The 20390-nt window shown below is 36.0% G+C and carries 16 protein-coding genes and 1 other RNA gene; 4 read left to right on the top strand and 13 right to left on the bottom strand.

Annotation, left to right across the window (positions count from 1 at the left end; all coding sequences use genetic code 11):
• Positions 1 to 3: 3 nt before the first annotated feature.
• From murF to ettA, 11 genes are all read right to left on the bottom strand, one after another.
• Positions 4 to 1425 (bottom strand): UDP-N-acetylmuramoyl-tripeptide--D-alanyl-D-alanine ligase, encoded by a 1422-nt coding sequence (gene murF / locus ACFINU_RS04405; RefSeq protein WP_375618220.1) that lies wholly within the window; start codon positions 1423 to 1425, stop codon positions 4 to 6.
• The gene (locus tag ACFINU_RS04400) at positions 1422 to 2873 is read right to left on the bottom strand and encodes a UDP-N-acetylmuramoyl-L-alanyl-D-glutamate--2,6-diaminopimelate ligase (protein ID WP_375618219.1); all 1452 of its coding nucleotides are present in this window, start codon (positions 2871 to 2873) and stop codon (positions 1422 to 1424) included. Before ACFINU_RS04400 ends, murF begins: the two co-directional genes overlap by 4 nt.
• Positions 2874 to 2896: 23 nt before the next feature.
• On the bottom strand, positions 2897 to 4639 hold the full coding sequence (locus tag ACFINU_RS04395) for a peptidoglycan D,D-transpeptidase FtsI family protein (RefSeq protein ID WP_375618218.1): 1743 nt from the start codon (positions 4637 to 4639) through the stop codon (positions 2897 to 2899).
• Positions 4639 to 5043 (bottom strand): hypothetical protein, encoded by a 405-nt coding sequence (locus ACFINU_RS04390; protein WP_375618217.1) that lies wholly within the window; start codon positions 5041 to 5043, stop codon positions 4639 to 4641. The genes ACFINU_RS04395 and ACFINU_RS04390 overlap by 1 nt, the downstream gene beginning before the upstream one ends.
• Positions 5040 to 6038, bottom strand: coding sequence for a 16S rRNA (cytosine(1402)-N(4))-methyltransferase RsmH (rsmH, locus tag ACFINU_RS04385; RefSeq protein ID WP_375618216.1), 999 nt, complete (start codon positions 6036 to 6038; stop codon positions 5040 to 5042). The genes ACFINU_RS04390 and rsmH overlap by 4 nt, the downstream gene beginning before the upstream one ends.
• Positions 6039 to 6303: 265 nt before the next feature.
• An RNA gene (rnpB, locus tag ACFINU_RS04380) (RNase P RNA component class A) lies at positions 6304 to 6694 on the bottom strand.
• Positions 6695 to 6777: 83 nt separating this feature from the next.
• Positions 6778 to 7287 (bottom strand): lytic transglycosylase domain-containing protein, encoded by a 510-nt coding sequence (locus ACFINU_RS04375; RefSeq protein ID WP_375618215.1) that lies wholly within the window; start codon positions 7285 to 7287, stop codon positions 6778 to 6780.
• A gap of 1369 nt (positions 7288 to 8656) precedes the next feature.
• The gene (locus ACFINU_RS04370; protein WP_375618214.1) at positions 8657 to 9034 is read right to left on the bottom strand and encodes a hypothetical protein; all 378 of its coding nucleotides are present in this window, start codon (positions 9032 to 9034) and stop codon (positions 8657 to 8659) included.
• 1578 nt (positions 9035 to 10612) lie between these two features.
• Positions 10613 to 10873: a hypothetical protein gene (locus tag ACFINU_RS04365; RefSeq protein WP_375618213.1), complete on the bottom strand. Its 261-nt coding sequence runs from the start codon at positions 10871 to 10873 to the stop codon at positions 10613 to 10615.
• A 650-nt stretch (positions 10874 to 11523) separates the two neighbouring features.
• Positions 11524 to 12462 (bottom strand): ArsR/SmtB family transcription factor, encoded by a 939-nt coding sequence (locus tag ACFINU_RS04360; RefSeq protein ID WP_375618212.1) that lies wholly within the window; start codon positions 12460 to 12462, stop codon positions 11524 to 11526.
• Positions 12463 to 13047: 585 nt separating this feature from the next.
• Entirely contained in the window at positions 13048 to 14697 is a 1650-nt protein-coding gene (ettA, locus tag ACFINU_RS04355; protein WP_375618211.1) for an energy-dependent translational throttle protein EttA, read from the bottom strand.
• A 160-nt stretch (positions 14698 to 14857) separates the two neighbouring features.
• On the opposite strand from ettA, the gene ACFINU_RS04350 reads away from it, so the two are divergent.
• Positions 14858 to 15394, top strand: a complete 537-nt coding sequence (locus ACFINU_RS04350; RefSeq protein ID WP_375618210.1) for a hypothetical protein — start codon at positions 14858 to 14860, stop codon at positions 15392 to 15394.
• Positions 15395 to 15440: 46 nt separating this feature from the next.
• The gene (gene pncA / locus ACFINU_RS04345; RefSeq protein WP_375618209.1) at positions 15441 to 16049 is read left to right on the top strand and encodes a bifunctional nicotinamidase/pyrazinamidase; all 609 of its coding nucleotides are present in this window, start codon (positions 15441 to 15443) and stop codon (positions 16047 to 16049) included.
• Positions 16050 to 16500: 451 nt separating this feature from the next.
• Here pncA and ACFINU_RS04340 read toward each other — a convergent pair whose 3' ends face one another.
• Complete coding sequence (locus tag ACFINU_RS04340) at positions 16501 to 17553, bottom strand: DUF475 domain-containing protein (protein WP_375618208.1); 1053 nt, start codon at positions 17551 to 17553, stop codon at positions 16501 to 16503.
• Positions 17554 to 17912: 359 nt separating this feature from the next.
• Between ACFINU_RS04340 and ACFINU_RS04335 the strand changes: the two genes are divergently transcribed.
• Positions 17913 to 18452: a helix-turn-helix domain-containing protein gene (locus ACFINU_RS04335; RefSeq protein WP_375618207.1), complete on the top strand. Its 540-nt coding sequence runs from the start codon at positions 17913 to 17915 to the stop codon at positions 18450 to 18452.
• Between the two features lie 389 nt (positions 18453 to 18841).
• Complete coding sequence (locus tag ACFINU_RS04330) at positions 18842 to 19021, top strand: YegP family protein (protein ID WP_375618206.1); 180 nt, start codon at positions 18842 to 18844, stop codon at positions 19019 to 19021.
• 753 nt (positions 19022 to 19774) lie between these two features.
• On the opposite strand, the gene ACFINU_RS04325 is transcribed toward ACFINU_RS04330, so the two are convergent.
• A complete protein-coding gene (locus ACFINU_RS04325; protein WP_375613354.1) occupies positions 19775 to 20086 on the bottom strand; it encodes a hypothetical protein in 312 nt (103 codons plus the stop codon).
• Positions 20087 to 20390 lie beyond the last annotated feature (304 nt).

The raw sequence follows: 20390 nt of genomic DNA, 5'->3' as shown, positions 1-20390 counted from the left end.
AAACTATGAAGAAACCGCTTTATAGCGATCAAGCAATGCAGTCACAATATTTGATGAACAAAGGCTATTGGATGATTTAACCATCAGCAGATCCCCAGAAGAAATTTCTGCTAAAAGAAGCGGTAAAATTTTCTCAATATTTTCAGTATAATGAACCTTAACACCAGAAGACAAATCACTGACTAAAGATTTCATCGCCTCACCAAATAGAAAAACCGGATTAGCACCAGAAAGACGTATTGGTTTTATTAAATCACGATGAAGCTTTTCACTATACTCCCCTAACTCTAGCATATCTCCTAAAATAGCAATTCGCCGCCCCCCTTTCCCTACAGGTCCTGTAGCAAGAAGCTCAAGTGCAGCACGCATAGAAGCAGGATTTGCATTATAGCTTTCATCAATGAGATAAAATTCACCCCCATTTGATAAAGACAGTCGATAACGAACACCTCGCCCCTTTTGAGAAGAAAAATAGCGAAAAGAAAGAAAAACAGGCTCTAACTCAACCTCCATAGCATCACAAGCAGCAATAACCCCTAAACTATTTTGCGCAATATGGCGTCCGGGAGCACCAATTTGAACCTCCCTATCCCTCCCCCCAATACGCACAATCATAGAAGTACTATCAGTTAGAAGACGTATATCTTCCGCTTGATAATCAGCATCTTTAGTCTCACCAAAGCTTAAGATCTTCTTTACACTGCATTTCTTTGCTTTTTGAACGAGATAAGAAAAAAAATCACTATCCGCATTTAAAATGGCAATTCCTTTTTCATCTAATCCTTCAAAAATTTCAGCTTTTGCCTTTGCTATTTCTTCAAGATCTTTGAAAAAAACCATATGTCCTGCACAAATATGCGTAATGAGAGCAACATGCGGACAAACCAGTTTGACCAGAGGGCGAATTTCATCTCTATGATTCATGCCAATTTCAAAGATACCATAATCACTCTCCACAGGCATCCGCGCTAAAGTGAGTGGAACCCCCCAGCAATTGTTTAAAGAAGCGAGATTCGCATGAACATTCCCAGCCGTTGCAAGTGCTTGTTTCAAAGCTTCTTTTGTCGTTGTTTTTCCCACCGATCCTGTTATCGCGATAATCTTAGCTCTTGAACGTTTGCGTGCAGCTTGTGCAAGTTGTTCTAAAGCTTTCAAAACATCAGGAACGACAATGAGTGGAGCCGATATCTTTTTCATATCCCTCAAACGGTGTTCCGCAACGATAAGAACGCCTGCACCTCGTTCATAAGCTTGCGCAGCAAAATCATGACCATCAAGATGATGCCCTTTAATGCAGAAAAAAACATCACCTTCCGCAAGAGTACGGCTATCAATGGAAACCCCAGAAAAAGTTTCTGGCAGGCTTCCCATTACAACACCATTAACTGCAGCAACAAGTGCTTGCTTATCCCATAAAGCTGTCATTTCTTTCGGTCCTCTAAAGCTTCTATCGCTTTCAGACGATCTGAAAAAGGATAAGTTGTCTGCCCTATAATTTGGCCATCCTCATGACCTTTTCCAGCAATGATTAATGTATCACCAACTTTCAAAAGCTCCACCGCGTAAGAAATAGCCTCACCACGATCTGCTATCTCTATTGCTGTTGGCACCGCCTGTAAAATATCCTTGCGTATTTTTTCTGGCATTTCTGTGCGAGGATTATCATCCGTTACAATAACAATGTCCGCTTTATCCGCGGCAATTTTTCCCATCAAAGGTCTTTTCCCTTGATCACGATCTCCTCCACAACCAAAAACAACAATCAAGCGCCCTTGCGTAAAGGGACGAACAGAAAGCAAAACCTGCTCCAAAGCTTCTGGTTTATGAGCATAATCAATATAAACAAGGGCATTATTTTCTGTCTTTCCCACAAACTCTAACCGCCCAGGTGCCCCCTGCAAAGTTTCAAGCGCAGAAAAAACCTTACGAGGTGAAGTACCCGTTGCAATTGCTAACCCCGCTGCCATAAGCGCATTGGCTACCTGAAAATCTCCAGCTAAAGGCAAATCAAATGTATAAATATTATTTTCCACACGACACTCAATACACTGTTTTGAGCGTTGATGTTCGACACGATTAATCGTGATAAATTGCCCCTTACGACCAATTGTCAAAACACGGCGGCGCGCTTGTGTAACAACATCAATAACCTTTTGTGAATAAACATCATCAGCAAAAATCAAAGCAGGAGCAGATACAGGCAAAAGTGTATCAAACAACCTCATTTTAGCCCGCAAATAATCCTCTACCCCCGTGTGATAATCCATGTGATCTCGCCCTAAATTAGTAAAGGCACCAGCCGTTAAACGGACTCCATCAAGTCGTCCTTGATCAAGCCCATGCGAAGAAGCTTCAAGAGCTGCATGAGTCACACCTTCATGAGAAATTTCATAAAGAAGACGGTGCAAGACGACCGGATCAGGTGTTGTGAGAGAACCATAAACATTCCGTTTAGGAGAAACAACACCAACCGTTCCTATACTCGCAGCACAAAATCCAGCATAAGTCCAAATTTGCCGAAGAAAAGAGACAACAGATGTTTTACCACTTGTACCAGTCACAGCAACGACCGTTTCAGGCTGAGAACCGTAAAAACGTGCAGCTGCCAACGCTAAACTATGACGAACATTAGAAACACGTAAAATGGGAACAGATAAATCCTCAAGAACAGCATGACAGTCTGTAACGATTGCTCGTGCGCCACGCTTTATTGCATCATCTATATAGTGTCTTCCATCACTTTTTTTCCCTTGAACAGCGACAAAAACATAGCCCGGCAAAACTTGCCGAGAATCCACACTTATTCCTGTTATTTCTATTGAAGAAAGACTTTCATCTTCAACACATTCTGTAAAAACTGTTCCCAACAACATGATAACGCACCTTTATATTCATTTTACCGTTGTTTAACGAAACTTGAATTGCTCTTTTTACTTAAAAGAAGCTCATATTCTTTTTTAAAATCGGGTTTTACACCAAGAAAACTAGCTGTGCGACGAACAATATTAGCAAGCATTGGTCCAGCATTCATTCCCGCTGTTGCTGAACGCTGTCCCTCCTCTGGCTTTGGTTCATCGATAATTGTTAAAACAACATAAACAGGATCTTCAATAGGAAAAGCAGCAAGAAAACTATTGAAATTTTTTGTTTTAGAATATTTTCCATTTTCAACTTTTTCAGCTGTTCCTGTCTTACCACCTACACGATAGCCTTCTACTTTTGCATTACGTCCAGAACCAATATCACTATTTAATTGATAAAGGTAACGCATATTTTGACTTGTTTTAGCCTGCAAAACCCGTTTTGCATGGTGCAGAGTTTGTTCTTTTGTCCGTTTTAAAAATGTCGGAGCAATTAACCAACCACCATTCATTAAAGCAGCAGCCCCGACAGCTGTTTGCAAGGGTGTTGTTGCCATACCATGCCCAAAAGAAATCGTCATAGAATGTATATCCTTCCAATGATGTGGCACAATAGGGTGGGCAACTTCAGGCAACTCTATTGTGAGACGATCCAGTAATCCAAGTTTTTGTAAAAAACCACGATGTTTATCAATCCCTATCGCCAATGCCTCTTTAGCAGAACCAATATTAGAAGAATAAATAAAAACCTCCCATAACGTTAAGGGTCGATTTTTTCCATGAAAATCATGAATAGTATACCCACTACTTGCTTTTATTGGCTTTGAAGCATCAATAATACTGTTTAAATGAAAAATATTGGAATCAAGTGCCATGGCGGTCGTAAAACTTTTAATAATTGATCCCATTTCAAAAGCTCCTGCCGTCATCCGATTGAGACGATCACTTTTTAAAGCTTCGATAGGATTTCCAGGATCAAAATCTGGTAGTGATGCCAAAGCCAAAACTTCCCCCGTATGTATATTTAAAATAACAGCTCCTGCAGCAATTGCCTTATAACGCTTCATAGCCTGAATAAGTTCATCATGAACAATTGCCTGAACACGCACATCAATCGAAAGCTGAACTTGTTTTAATGATTCTTCCATGGCAAGACCAGCGGCACGCAAAGCACTCAACCCCGCATCATCAATATATTTTTCCATACCTGCAATGCCCTGATTATCAACATTCACCATACCGAGAATATGGGAAGTTACAGGTCCATCAGGATAAAAGCGACGAATTTCAGTCCGAAAACCAATTCCTGGTATACCAAGAGCCATAATTTGCGTCTTCTGCATTGGTGTTAACCCCCGCTGTATCCAAGAAAAACTAGATTTTCTTTTTAAGCGCTTATAGGTTTCCTGCCAATTAAGATCAGGCAAAACTGTTGAGAGCAATTCAATTGTTTCATCCACATCAATAATACGTCGTGGCTCAGCAAAAAGTGAATAAGTTTTAATATCTGTTGCCAATAAACGACCATTACGATCAACAATATCAGGCCGTGCCATCAATTGAAGAACTCCTGGCCCCTTTGCTTCTTCAATCTGTCCGCCTTCCAACCCATAAGAAATAAGGCAAGCCCCCATGATGCCATATAAAATTAAAAAGCAGAACAACGAAAAAAGCAAACGTGGACGACTAGAATAGGGACGACGAACAGAAACATTATGATTATTCAACGAGTTCTTTAAGCGCTTTTTCTTCTGTGAGAATAAAAAAGTCGATTTCATTACTGCGCGCCTTTTTGGACAACACTATTGATCTGAGAAGCCCGATTATTTGTCAAAATATCCTGATTATCTTCCAAGATATTTTGTTTAATCACTTCTTCAATTTGATCATGTATCCGTACCGGAATGTCTTTAAACTCCACGATTTGACGCGGCTGTATAACCTCTAACCCAAGTTCTTTCTGATAACGTTTCGCAAGTTTTTGCATGCGTGAAGGCCTTATCATCACAGCCCACTCAGCATGAAGCAAACTTACCGTATTTTTTGCTGCAGCAATTTCATGCTCAAGATGAAGAACTTCGTTCATTCGTTTTTGAACATCATATTTTACCTTATAAGTAAGTCCTGCCATACAAATCATAATCAACACTAAAATCATATCAAATGTACGAAAAACTGTCATTTTTTACTGCCTTCAAAACTGGCAATCTCTGCTAAACCAAATAATTTCATATCTGCTGCAAGAGCCTCTGCTTCAGTCCGTACACCAATACGCAACCTCGCAGAACGTGAACGAGGATTTTTCTGTAACTCCTCTTTAGTTGCCGTGATCCCACCTCTAAACAAAGGGAAAAATGTTGCTGGAGCAGCCTTTATTTCAGGAAGATAGCGTGATCTCATACACTCTCTAGAACGAGCCGAAAAAAATCTTTTGACCATACGATCTTCAATAGAATGAAAACTGACAACCCCCAAACGGCCTCCAGCTTTTAAAACGCGTTCAGCAGCAAATAAACCACATGCCAATTCACCAATTTCATCATTAACATAGATACGAAGAGCCTGAAATACACGTGTTGCCGGATGAATGCGATCTCCCGGCTTACGTCCTATCAACGCTTCGATAGCATACGCCAAATCACCTGTACGCAAAAAAGGCTGTACAACACGACGCTTTTCAATCATCCGTGCAATTCGCCCCGCATAACGCTCTTCCCCTAATATCTTAAAAATACGTGCCAAATCCCTTGCTTTTAAATGATTGACAACATCGCTTGCTGTAAAACCAGTCTGAGCCATTCGCATATCCAATGGACCATCTTTTTGAAAAGAAAAACCTCTTTCTGCTTCATCAAGCTGCATTGAAGAGACACCAATATCCAAAATAACTGCATCCACCTTCTCTTCAACGACACGATCGAGCTGTGAAAACGCCATATGGACCAAACGAAGGCGTGGAAAAAATTCTTCAACAAGCGATTGTCCCGCACTGATAGCATGAGGATCACGATCAAGAGCGATCACCTGTGCCCCTGCCTTTAACAAAGCGCGCGTGTAACCACCAGCACCAAAGGTGCCATCAATCACTTTTGCTCCAACCAATGGCATAAGCCCAGCCAAAACTGGCTGCAACAACACTGGAATATGGCGTTCAGCTCTTTGATCCTGCTTTATCAAAATAATCCGTCTTGAAGTTATGCTGTCTTAAATCAACAGCTCTCTCATGGCAACTGATCTTAGAATAACCTGGTCTTCAACTTTCACATTAATCACAATGAACGAAAAAACTAAAGTTATCCCAAAACAGATCCTAACGCATTATACTTAAAGAAATGTTATAATTTTTTTTTAACACCCTTTGCTCAAGTGTCCATTTCAAACACATAGACTCCATAAAAGACCATATATAATTGATCTTATAAAATATCGCCTATCATCATGAAATATCAGTCGGCCTATAAGCCGGGTTCTGTAGAGTAAAGCTTACACTTTACATGGCAACCATTCATCTGGGACGGATGTTACCATCCGCCTCGTGCAACCTACCCGAATGACTCGCCCGGAAATCGGCTGCAAATTAAATTTTGCACGTCATTTCTATTTGGTCTTGCTCCCGGTGGGGTTTACCTTGCCACATTCATTACTGAATGCGCGGTGGGCTCTTACTCCACCCTTTCACCCTTACCTATAAAAATAGGCGGTTTACTTTCTGTGGCACTTTCCCTAGGGTCACCCCTGCCGGGTGTTACCCGGCACCGTCTTTCCATGGAGCCCGGACTTTCCTCACCTGCCGTATTTCAGTATCAGACAAGCGCGGCTGCCCAGCCGACTGACATACTGATTTATAAAACATTTTCTGCTCCGTGAAAATAGCATCTTAAAATATTTTATGACAAACCTCTCTCAACAGATGTTTTTATTTTAATGAAGCCAGATAAGTCTTTACTTTTGCGCAATATTTCGCTGAAATAGAATTCATTTTTTTTGCAGCATGGCCTGCATTATATTTAAGGATTGTACCACATGTACTTCCACCACTGAGTTTATAGGCCCGTGCCAAATAACGCATACCATATTCAAGATTGGTCGCAGGATCATACAAATCCTGTACAGAACCACTAAAGCCCAACCCTCGTGCCGTAGAGGGTTTAATTTGCATCAAACCTATTTCGCCAGCAGCCCCCTTTATACCTGCCTTATAATTACTTTCAACTTTTACAACAGCATGTGCTAAATTAACGGGAACATTATATTTATTCGCAAATTTCTGAATAAGAAACTCATAAGGACGATCAGGAATCTTAGAAGCAACAATCACTGAGGATTCTCCTGATTCCGCAACATTTAAGACACTATGAGTCCAACTTACATCAAATACAAAAAATACAGCACACGCTGTATTTAACAAGATTTTCAAAAATTGCATTTTCTTTCTCTTCACTCAAACATTCTCAAATTCTAGCCGCAAGTAATTTGCAAATGTATTATACAAAAAAGAAAGCAAAATAACGTCTTTAAAAAGGAAATAGTAAGACAATTTCAAGCTAAAATTATAAAATAAAAGAATATCTCTTTATGCAAAAATCATAGATTGCTCTATATCATAAAATAAAGAAAATAAAGAGACTATAATTAATCTTATAGCGTATTAAATAAAATGATATAATCTATAAATTGCGGCTATCGCTATTCTATAAATCAATTTTTATATTAGAAAAATCGCATCTTAAATAGATGTAACATTTTTTACATAAGATTATTAATTTTTTTATTGAGATCAATCCCTCAAAGCAAGAGAGACAAGAATATCTTTTTACCGAAGATCCTCAATATCAAAAAAGTTTCACAAAAAATATAAACTGTTATCAATACTTCTCTCTGGTTAATAAACACCCACAGCACTCTTTATGTCCGATAAAACCCCAACAAATCATAAAACAAATCCCCGCTCCCATCATTGCGCATAAAAAATTCATAAATATACTAAAACCATCATACTCTTTACCAATTCAAAATATTGCAACAGACTTTTAGCTCTCAAGATGCCTCAAAGAAGCTTTTTACTTCTTTTTTTGAAAGAGCTTTTATCCACACAAGCCTCTCACTTGTAGTGCACAAGAAAGTGATTTTGATTTTTTCACCATGAATAAATTTAAAACGAGAGAATTTTGCAATTCTTAAGATTCTCACTTAATATGAAAATGACAAATTACCATTATAAAACAATATGCTAAAAAAGCTATATCCGTCTTTATCTCTACAACAAAGCTTAACAATTACTTTTGTCTGTTTTTTTGAAAAATGTTAGGAAACTCAATACCCCCAAAGCCTTTTAAATAAAAATAAACCCTCATCTTCATTCAAATATTTTTTTCTTTGTCACAGACTACCATCTTATCAGCCTTGCACTTCATTTTCAGAAATCATACAAGTGGATAAATATCCTAAAATCCGTAGAACAAAGAAAGCTTAAATCCTTTAAAAAATTTTTATTTTCTCATATCAAATAAAAAAATAACCGGCATATAAAACACGGTTAACGTGTTTTTTATAGTCAATACTGCTTTTGTCATTGTAGCGATTGATAATGCAATTAACTTGGACCAATACCCTTGATAGACTTTCTATCACTCCTGTAATGATTGCAACATTACCCTTATACTCCAATTGCTTACCTTTTGAGAGATAAATTTTGTTAATACCTTACAAATTAATTATCTCCTCACACTTTTCAAGACTTCACGAAAAGCTCTTGCTCCTTAAAATAAAACCCAAAAGCGCGATTAAAAAAATAGCTAAAAATAAGCATTAGCAATGGAAGGACGAGAAATCGCTTTTGAAAGAGCCATAGCAACAGTTTCACCAGATTTGTGAGCCTGCTCACGACTCTGACCACTTTTAAAAGCAAGCGCAATTACATCACGACGCAGCTGCGCAATAAACACCTCTTGCTGTTGAGGACTCATCTTAGAAAGATGCTTGATAATATCTGGAAAAGATACAGACAATCTCTCTAACAACTCCTCCTCTGTTACATCAAGCTTCTGAGAAGAAAAAGAAGAGCGACCGGAAAAAAACTGATAAACAGCACTACTTTGAGAAGCAAAAAAGACAGCGCCAAAAATAAAAAATACAAATAAAATAAAAACAATACGACGCGAAAAAGATTCCATTATCTCTTACCTAAAGATCATAGAACACAAACATAGATTCCTTTTATGATTCTCCTTATAGCATTCAACGATGCTTCAATAAAGAAAAATCAAATTATTGAAAATGAATACGCTAACACTATCCGCCCAACAAAAACTGCCCCTCTATGTATTTAGGTAGTATAGGCGAAACAATAACAGATCTTACACTTCCCCTAATAACACGCTACAACATCCCCCAAAACAATTATAAAAAGCCTGACTGAGGAAATCCTCAGTCAGGCCAGACAATCTAGGGGATCCACGCGGGGGGGGGGGAGGAGGTTCCCCGATCGTCCTCTCACATCAACCACTAAGATAGCCGATGCAATATTCTTGCTATGGAATAAAATTCTTTAAACAACAAGAAATTCTTATCATCTTCTACGCAAAAAAACATAAAAGAGTTATAAATTGTTTAAAAATGTTTAAATTTAGGCAAAAAAAGTTTAAAATGACCCAATTTGAAGCAATTTTATTTCAAGAAGCATCAATTGGAATCTACGATCATTATAACTTTTAAATAGTTTCTTTCATAACTCTGATAATCATAATCAAAAAAAACCGTAATTTCTACGTATCCACCCTATAAAAATCAAACTATATAAAAGTAGAATCACTTTTCCAACAGCAATCACCACAAAAATAAAAATGTAGATTTTTAAAATCTTATCTATCTTCATAAAAAATTCTGTAAATGATTATTAAAATATTGTCGCATCTCTCATGTAACAATCAATGAAGAATTTAAACAGCTTAATTTTATGAAAAAATGAGAACTCTGAAGGTATTTTTTTCGAATCACGTCCTATAATCATTCCAAATAACGATAAACTATTTTACAATAACCAACAGGCTCTAACGCATTTTAACATAACAAACCGAGATCAATGCAGACCGTTTCTCTTAATCTCTATCATTTAAATGATCCCGTAAAATAATACACACAGTAGTTTCTATGCTCAAAAATTGTTATAGTCTGTTCTTCTAACGTAAATAATGCATTGATTTACAATCATAACTCATCATTTTACAACTTACATGAGAGATCTCAAGAACGTGAGATTCCCTTATTTTAAACCTTCGTCTATTGAATCAATGAATAGCCATACTACGGCACATCACAAACAAGAAAAAGCATATGGATAAAAAACATAAAACGATGATGCCCTATCAATTTTACGCTATACTAACGGGCTGCATCATAAAATGAGCAGTAAGCATAAAAAGAAAAAATCACTTTTGGCAAGAAAAATGGACTTATTTAATAACCTTTTTAATAACCTTCATACTTCTCATGATAAAGAGATACGAAACTTTAGTGTAATATCACGCTTTTCTTTTCTACTTTCAGCCACGGACTATCCATAGATTATCGTCAATCTTATTTTTATGAATATAATGAAAAACACATAGACAAACGCCATATATGAATGCTTGTAAGAAGAAATAAACGTAAAGTCAGATACGCTATTATAACCATTGTTGTACAAAATGTTTTTAAAATTCAGAATATCACTTCAATCCATTACTAATTTATGAGTAATTTTATGGCGTCATCTACCAAGCTTTTACGTTTGCTATTACTTGTAAATCAAGACCTGCTCCTAACATGGCAATATGCTTGAGATAAAGACTAGAGCAAATGAGAACCATGTAAACAGTCCCAGCTTTTATATGCCCAATTAGAGTAAAAATATTTACGTCTGTTTGAGTAATCTTAAAAAAGCCATCATTTATTTTGAACGAAACATAAAAGCCCAAAGATAAAAACCTATTGCCATCTTTACCATCCCTTTCATTTGCCTTTACGACTTTCAAACACGCTCATAACGCTGTGTTTTAAATAATGAAAATCATGCATTGTCTTACCCTTTTACCCCTTCGTCTTTTTAGAGCATCTTTTTGCACCCCTCACTAAAAATTCCAAGGTACTTCTTATCTAAGCACCTGTTTAAAGAAACATCGTAAGATCTATTGGGTACCACCATTTTTGACATTTATGAAGGTATGAGCCATCACTATATTATATTGTGCGCTATTACATCATATCGCCGCCGCTCTCATATTTAGAAATATGTATTTCCTTTTACAAACGGTATTATTTAGATAAATATCTTCTCTTGTAACAAACAAACAGACTCTTTTGGATTCTGAAACAGGAAATTTGAAATGAAAAAATATTCCTATATTCGAGCCTCTCATTGAAATCTAAAAAATCAATATATTGGCTAATAAAACAAATATGATATCAAGACACCTTAAATAACGATCCTCATAGGCTTAACTCTATAGAAGATGCTTTCATTACACAGTACACAGCCACCAAGCCCCTGTAAAACACCAATACTCTCATATAAAAACATAATACAAATGTAAAAAACAATAGATTATCAATGATTGAATAAAGTTTTATCTCTACGCTATTCCTTAAGAAAAATCAGAGAATAAAGCAGGTCAACAAACGCGATTTATGCAAAATTGACTTGTTTATCTTTGATATCGTCAACTAATAAACGCGGATCACGAGCAAGCCAAAGCGTAACCATACCTTTCTCACTGTTTTCATTTTGTATAGGAGTAAGACAAACCGTTTGTTCTAGAACAAGTCTCGTATTTTTAAGCCATTGTTCTATTTGTAAAGCCGAAAATCCAAGACGCATATGCACTTGATCAGAATATGAAGACTCAATTTCATGATAACCAAAATCCACAATCAATAAACGGCCATGAGGACGCAAAACACTTGATATCTCATGAAGGAATATTTCAGGGTTTTCAAAAAAATGTAAAACCCAATGAAGAATAACTAAATCAAAAGTTGTATCTCCAACAGACAAGTGAAAAACATTGCTATCAAGCACGACTTGAACCCCATGCGTATAAAGATTAGAAAACAATTTTAAGATAGAGTCTTCACCTCTTCCAATATTCAGCATCGTCTGAAATGGTTTATCGCCAATGATTTCAAGTAAAGCGTTTTCTACACCATGATCTGCCATATAAGATGACCGTAATACATCCCGTTGCAACGCATTTTGTAAGAAATACTTCTTCCTCGTTTTTTGACGCTGCTTTTTAACATCCTTCAAACGTTCTAAATCATGCGCTAACAACACATCATTCTTTGGCAAAGCCGAAAGAACACCCATCACAATGTCTTCACCCCAAAAATCATGACAAAGCTTAAAATAAAGGCTATCCCCCTTCTGATAACGCTCAATCAATCGTGCTTCGTACAATAAACGTAAATATCGTGATATACATGCTTGCGACTGATCAAGAATAAAAATAAAATCAGGGATTGTTAAATCTTCATGATGTAAGAGCCTAAGAACACGTAAATGGCTTACTTCTGCGACCGCTTTCAGCAGCTCAACCATTGCATCTAAACTTGCACTTTTTTTCATAATTATCCCCTCAACATTCCTATAAACATTTGTTTATAGGAAAAAAATTCAAGTATACAACGCATATTCTCATCTATTTTGTGCTCTCTATTTTATCATACTATGAAAAAAATAGGCTAATGTAAAAAACGAACAAATCTTATCCATCTGCTTCTCATTATAATATTCATGATAAATCAATCCAAATCATTCTCTTACAGCTCATAAACAGAGAGGACATATAGATAAAAATATCTTTTATGCCCACCTCAAAACAAAAACTGTATACCATTGAGAAAAAATAAATAACATGATGATGCCAGCTTGCATTTTTATTAAGTAAAGATGGTAATGCTCAATGACCAGAGCATTTGTAGAAGTAGTGCTATACTCTTCATCTCCTCCTTTTCATTGCAATTTTACAAGAAATAACCGGTTATATATCATGATTAGAACAACCCTATTTAGGCTATAATTTCATAAAGTGTCTCTTACTCTTTTCAATGAATAAAAACTCCCACAGAGTACACACACTCTTTATTTATGAAATAACAAACGCAATAAAATACACTATTATTCCAACAAAGTTGAGATAAGATAAAAATTCTAGCGTGTAAGAGGTTTATAATTTGCATGCTTAGGATTAAGAGATTCCGCCCCAAGACGACTAACTTTATCAGCCTCATATTCAGCAAAATTACCTTCAAACCATTCTACATGACCATCACCTTCAAAGGCTAAAATATGTGTTGCCAATCGATCAAGAAACATACGATCATGCGATATGATAACTGCACAACCAGCGAAATTTTCCAATGCATCTTCCAATGCACCCAATGTTTCAGTATCAAGATCATTTGTCGGTTCATCAAGAAGAAGCACATTCCCCCCCTCTTTTAGAAGTTTCGCCAAATGTACGCGATTGCGCTGCCCTCCTGATAAATTTGCCACCTTCTGCTGCTGATCTGCCCCCTTGAAATTAAAAGCCCCGCAATAAGCGCGGCTATTCATCTCATATTTGCCTAATTTAATAATGTCATTTCCACCAGAAATTTCCTCCCAAACAGTTTTATCCCCCACCAAGGAATCGCGACTCTGATCCACATAACTCATGTGAACTGTTTCACCGATACGTATCTGACCTGAATCGGGCTTTTCCTGTCCCGTCAACATTTTAAACAAGGTCGACTTTCCCATACCATTGGCCCCAATAACGCCGACAATGCCACCAGCAGGAAGTTTAAAAGAAAGAGAATCAATCAATACACGTTCACCATAAGCTTTAGAGAGATTATCAACCTCAATAACAACCTGTCCTAATCTTTCTCCAATAGGAATAATGATTTGCGCCTCTCCAGGACGGCGCTCACGTGCTGCTTGAACCAACTCATCATAAGCCTTAATCCGAGCTTTTGACTTTGCTTGTCGCCCTTTTGGACTAGAAGCGATCCATTCTTGCTCACGTGATAAAGCACGTTGACGCGCTGCCTCTTCACGGCCTTCCTGAGCCAAACGCTTGGCTTTAGCCCCCAAATAAGCAGAATAGTTCCCCTCATAAGGAATACCTCTACCGCGATCTAATTCTAAAATCCAACCCGTTACATTGTCGAGAAAATAACGATCATGGGTTATCAAAAGCACAGCCCCAGGATATTCACGTAGATGCCTCTCAAGCCAAGCCGTCGTTTCAGCATCTAAATGGTTTGTCGGTTCATCCAAAAGTAATAAATCAGGTTTTGACAAAAGCAATTTACAAAGTGCAACACGCCGCTTCTCACCACCCGAAAGTTTTGTTACATCCCCATCGGCTGGCGGACAGCCAAGAGCAGCCATAGCCATTTCCACTTGACTTTCTAAATCCCAAAGATTCTGACTGTCAATAATGTCCTGAAGCTGTGCACTTTCATCAGCCGTTTCCTCGCTATAATTCATCATCAATTCGTTATAACGCTCAAGAACTTCCTGTTTATCTGCAACACCTTCCATCACATTACCACGCACATCTTTGCTCGCATCAAGCAAAGGTTCTTGTGGTAGATAACCACAGCGAGCTCCTTCAGAAATCCATGCTTCTCCCGTATATTCCTTATCTAGCCCAGCCATAATACGTAAAATAGTTGACTTCCCTGCACCATTCGGCCCTAAAATACCGATCTTCGCATCTGGATAAAAAGACAAATGAATATTTTCTAGAACTTTTTTATTGCCGTAAGACTTGTTAAGCCCAGCCATATGATAGATAAATTGACGTGCCATAAATTTCTCTTTATATTATGCGATATTAAAGATTAGGATTTTGAAAAAACTGCTTTTGCTTTTTGAAACTGTACAGTAAATAGCACTTACGTCGTATCAAAAGCTTTCGCTTTATATTGGTACATTTTTTCTAATCTCACAAGCCCCAGTATGGTCCTGAATGCAAAAAAACATCCCCCTAAAGAGCAAAAAGCAAATCTTTTTAGCTGTACCTGAAACCTGTTATCAAACATTGCCTCTCTTTTCCATACCAGATATAACATTGTATTTTTATCGTATTAAACCGACTTATCAATGTAATATGGTACCACAAAGAAAAGCAATTCTCTATGCGCCTTCTTTTCTCGCTTTATGGGCTTTATATTACGCAGTAAAAAATCCTTCTCTTTTTTCATCGATTTTTTGCTACGGAAAGCAATGGACTTCACCCCTTGCCTTGATATGGCTTAAATTACGTTTACAAAACGACCGCCGCCTTATGGGATCTGACGTTCCAAGTCCAATGATCATGAAAGCTTTGCATCAACACGTAGCAACAAATGAATACAGTGCACTTCCCATTGGTACGTGGTTACAATTCGTAAAAAACTATAAAACCAATTGTAAAAACTTATCCATTCCCCTCTTTTGGCTTGATAATTATAAAAATAATATCAATATCCAGCATATCATTTCAAAACTTCAAGACGACATATAGCTTTTTAAAAATACGATAAAAGCTCATCTCATATAGGAATATATTTATGGAAAAAAAAGCCTTAATCGTCATTGATGTTCAAAATGACTTCTTACTAGGTGGAGCACTTGCCGTACCACAAGGTGATGCTATTTTACCCGCCGTCAATAATCTCATAAATCATTTTGATCACATTATCTTAACCCAAGACTGGCATCCCAAAAACCATTGCAGCTTTGCTTCCTGCTATCCTGAAAAAAAGCCCTATGATACAGTCACTCTTGACTATGGTCCTCAAATACTTTGGCCTGATCATTGCATACGAGGAACACAAGGAGCAGAATTTCATCCATCTCTTAGAGTGGAAAAGGCACAACTTATCCTTAGAAAAGGCTATAATCAAAAAATGGATAGCTATTCTGCTTTTCTTGAAAATGATCAAAAAACACCAACAGGTTTACAAGTTTATCTTAAAGAACATGGTTTTACTAAGCTCATTATGTGTGGCTTAGCAACTGATTTTTGTGTCGGATTTTCTGCTCTTCACGCTATGCAATGCGGTTTTAAAGTTAGTGTTTCATTAAATGCCTGTGCTGGTATTGATGTAAACGGATCACTAAACACTATGCTTAAAACAATGAACGAAGCCGGTATAGAACTTTTAATGGTCTCTTAAAATATCCTTCTCTAATCTACCATTATAATACACTGATTTATAAAGGATAAATCATTTTGCACATATTTAAGTAAGAGTCCAGAATATCGTAAATTCTCTCATTTCAAACCTGTTTCAAAACCATTCTCTTACACGTTACAAAGAGAATCCAATGTATGAATAGAAATCATTCAAAAAAACAGCAAAAAGACCTCTTATGAACTATTAATGCAAAAGCTTGTCATAGTATTGAAAGCTGGTAAAAATTATAGCATCAGCTTTCTATCTTATATTTAGATCAAAAAGTATTCTAGAGATTGTATATTATTCCCTTCATGGGTAGTATTATGCAATGAACTCAACTTTAAAAAATGCAAATAAGCAATAAAATAGTATTTTATTTTGCATAAAAGCCCTCTTTCTATTCAAAGATATGCGATAAACAAAAGTGTGAAAAAGGGAGAAATCTCCATTACTTAGATACAACATGTTTATCTAATTGACGATGCTTAAAACGAATCGAAGAATATAATGCCATTCCAATAATACAGACTCCCACAAGTCCTGTTAAAACTTCAGGAACCGATATAATCGTTTGCAGATACATAATCACTGCAAGAACTAGAATTGCATAAAAAGCACCATGCTCTAAATAACGATAATGCAATAATGTTCCTGATTCAACCAACATAATTGTCATAGAACGAACGTAAAATGCTCCGATACCAAGACCTATCGCAATAATAAAAAGGTTGTGTGAAAAGGCAAAAGCACCAACCACGCCATCGAAAGAAAAACTAGCATCAAGAACTTCTAAATAAAGAAACGCCCCTACTCCCCCGTGAGCTACTGTTGTTAAAGTCTTTTGAGGAGTATCCAAAAGATGACCGACAACTTCAACACCGATAAAGGTTAAAAGTCCATAAAGTGCTGCCAATAAAAAAGTTATTTTATTTTCTGCGTCAATCTGACCTGAAACCAATAAGATCAAAATCAAAACAATTGCAATATCAATTCCAACAAGCGCCCCAAACTTTTGAGCAGGTCTCTCTATAACATTAAGCCAATGCACTTCTTTTTCAGAATCAAAAAAATATTTTAAGCCAACCATCGTAAGGAAAGTTCCTCCAAAAGCAGCAATCCCCATATGCGCATCGGTTAAAACTTCAGCATATCGATGTGGTTCCCATATCGCTAATTTGACTGCCGCAATTGGATTAATCCCAACAGCAACGACAACCACCAATAATGGAAAAACAATTCTCATCCCAAATACAGCTATCAAAATGCCCCACATAAGAAAACGACGACGCCACAATGGACTCATTCTACTAAGAACACGCGCATTGATAATAGAATTATCAAAAGATAAAGAAATTTCCAAAATTCCTAAAACAAAGCAAATAAAAAAATATTTAAGAAAACCAGTAATACTTTCCGTTTCAAACCAACCAATAACCCCTCCTAAAAAGACACCAATAATCGTGAAAAAAAAAGCAAACCCAAAATAGCGTAATAGGGCCATGATCATTCCTCAAAGTTTATTTTCTACTTCATCTAAGTACACCCAGTACCAATCCAAAGTTTGCATCTCTTTAAAGTTGCATCTATTAATGCAGAGGTGTATAGAATATATATGGTAAAGTTACATGAAAATTCTCTCAAAAAAAGCAAGAGACAAATGTAGCAACAAGGAATTTTGTTTTGAAGTGAATATCAATTTTCAATACAATAAGTGCAAGATTGCTTTCTATCTACACAAATAAAAAAAATAACAAGAAATTAAAGCTATAATATTGACATTATATCATAGAATATTAATACATAGTGTGCTTTTATTATTTAATGATTTATACCATGATGATTTACCGAGGGAGATAATTCGTGGCACGTCCTGAAACTGAATCAAAAACCATATTTGGAAAACGTTTACGTTATGTACGTCTTGCTTTAGGCGATCCATCACGTGAAACCTTAGCTAAAAGTTTTAGCATGACAAAAAATTCCATTGCTTTTTATGAGCGTGGAGAGAGAGAACCCAATCTTAGTGTCTTACAAACATACCGCACGTTATATGGTGTCAATATTAATTGGCTTTTAACTGGACAAGGAAAAATGTTTGACACCGAATATACAAAAGGTGATTTTGACTGGAATTATTTTATTAAAAAAATCGAGGGACTGGAAGAAACTCTTGCCGATAGTGATCGTAACGAAAAACTAAATCAAGAAAAAATCGACAGTTCTTATGAAAAACTGCAGCAATATTTGTCAAGACAAGGTTTATCAAATGGTTTTAACCCTAAAACTACAACCTCTCTTATCGATATAAAAGCTAAAATGGCCAATTCTTATACCCTTAGCTTATTCATTGATTTACTCATTCGAAGCGTATCCCAAAAAGAGGTTATAGCTAATCAATAAACGTCTATTTAAAAAGAAAAAACAAGAAATGATTAAACTCTACCAGTATGGAAAAAGTATTTTTTACTTTATCCTTGCTGGTGAAATTTTATATAATTTATAAACTTTTTTCTGTAACGACAGAAAAATATTTGCGTTGTAAATGAAAGTATAGTGTCTTTAAATTAAAAAAAATAATTTTATAGTATAAAATTCTCATTCATATCTTATTGACAATAAATTTTTTCTTGTTAAAAGAATAATAGCTCTCATAGAAATTATTTTTTAAGGTCAGAAAATTTAAGGGGAATATATTGACGACTTCCTAGAGAGACATACATTAATGTTTACAAGCGGATTAGTTAAATATTTATCCTGAAAATTATCAGCTATTTTATGAGGTGGGAAGCATGTATTTTGAGGTGTTTCAAGGAGTTCACAATCAATGGTACTGGCGTTTAATCTCAAGAGATGCACAAAAAATTGCTTTTTCTAGTAAAGGTTATCCAACAAAACAAGATATCCTAATCAATATTGAGCAAATAAAAGAAATTACACATAAGGCTCTTATTAGAGAACTACAGTCCTAACGTTCTTTACCATTAAAACAAGCGTCTATTTTGTATAATGGTATGGTAGTCACTTTTGTGACAAATGAAAAGTGATTGATTTCCCCTCAATGAGAGGAAGTTCTGTATTATTTCTGACGCTCACAAATAACAGTCATATTCTTACAGATTATATGTTTATTTTCAATCATACTCAAATCTCTATAGCCTTTATCAAAAAGAAAATCTTTTAAGTTTTGTATTTTCCATAAAAAATAAACGCACATGAAGAGAAGATAAATCATCAATGATGAAATATATTTACTCTACAAGATATTAATATCTTTTACGTTCATATTCCTCTTCTGTATCTGATAATCATAACTGACTTACCCATTTCATCTTCATAAAAAGTAAATATCTCTTTCTTTCTATTATCATGCAATTTTTTATACCTATTAGCTGAAACTATCGTAGCATTTATACCTTACATCTAAAAAGAACGTGCAAAATTGTTTCCAGTAATAATATAAAATTGCTGGATTGTATAGACGCGCTTTTTAATAACCAGCCTACCTATAAACTGATTTATCATCATAAACTCTTATTTTATAATCAACGACGCTCTGTCTTATAAACTTAAATGTTGTCATAAAATCAGAGTAAACTTGAATATTCTCTTCCAATACAATCTCTCCATCAGCACCATAATTGGCTTTATTAAAGTTTATCTCTCTCGTCATTCCAATCTTCCTAACACATTTCCAAACCCTTTAATGCAAAATATGAATACAATCACTCTTTATCATCTTCAGATTTAAGCATTTTTTTATATTTCTTTTCATTTTTTTCATATTGCTTAATTTGTTTTTTCAGTTTTTCAATTGCTTGGTCGCGTCTTTTAATCACCATACTTTGCTCTCTAATAGCCCTATCTCGTTCTTCAGTCATCTTCATAGAATCTCTTAAAAACTCATGCTTTATTCTTCTAGATTCCTCTTTTAAAATTTTCACTTGACTGCGATAATATAAAGAAAATCGAAATATAACCCCGCTGCACAACAAAACAACAATCATTGCTCCCAATAAAATTTCGTTTACACTCATTTGGATCTCCCTTAATTGTCGCTCAAGTGATCATCTTGACCAATTTGTTTTATCCTCAATCAAAAAAAGAATGCAATAAATTGCATGTTCCAAGTGTGAAAAGTCACTCTCGGCGTTCTTATTTTCTCCATTAAAGCATTGATAAATGACGCAAACAAATCTCTGAAAGAGGCTAAATCTACACTCACACCAATTATTTGCGACACGTTTATTGACACAAAATACAAAAAATAAGGAACGTCAAATAAAACTAACGACGCAATCCAATCATACAAGCCTTGCCCAAATCGTTCCTATCTTCCTT

The organism is Bartonella sp. AC130YNZD, from assembly GCF_042196865.1.
Classification (GTDB): domain Bacteria; phylum Pseudomonadota; class Alphaproteobacteria; order Rhizobiales; family Rhizobiaceae; genus Bartonella.
The sequence above is the reverse complement of the archived record's forward strand: the minus strand, read 5'-3'. Positions and strand labels throughout refer to the sequence as shown.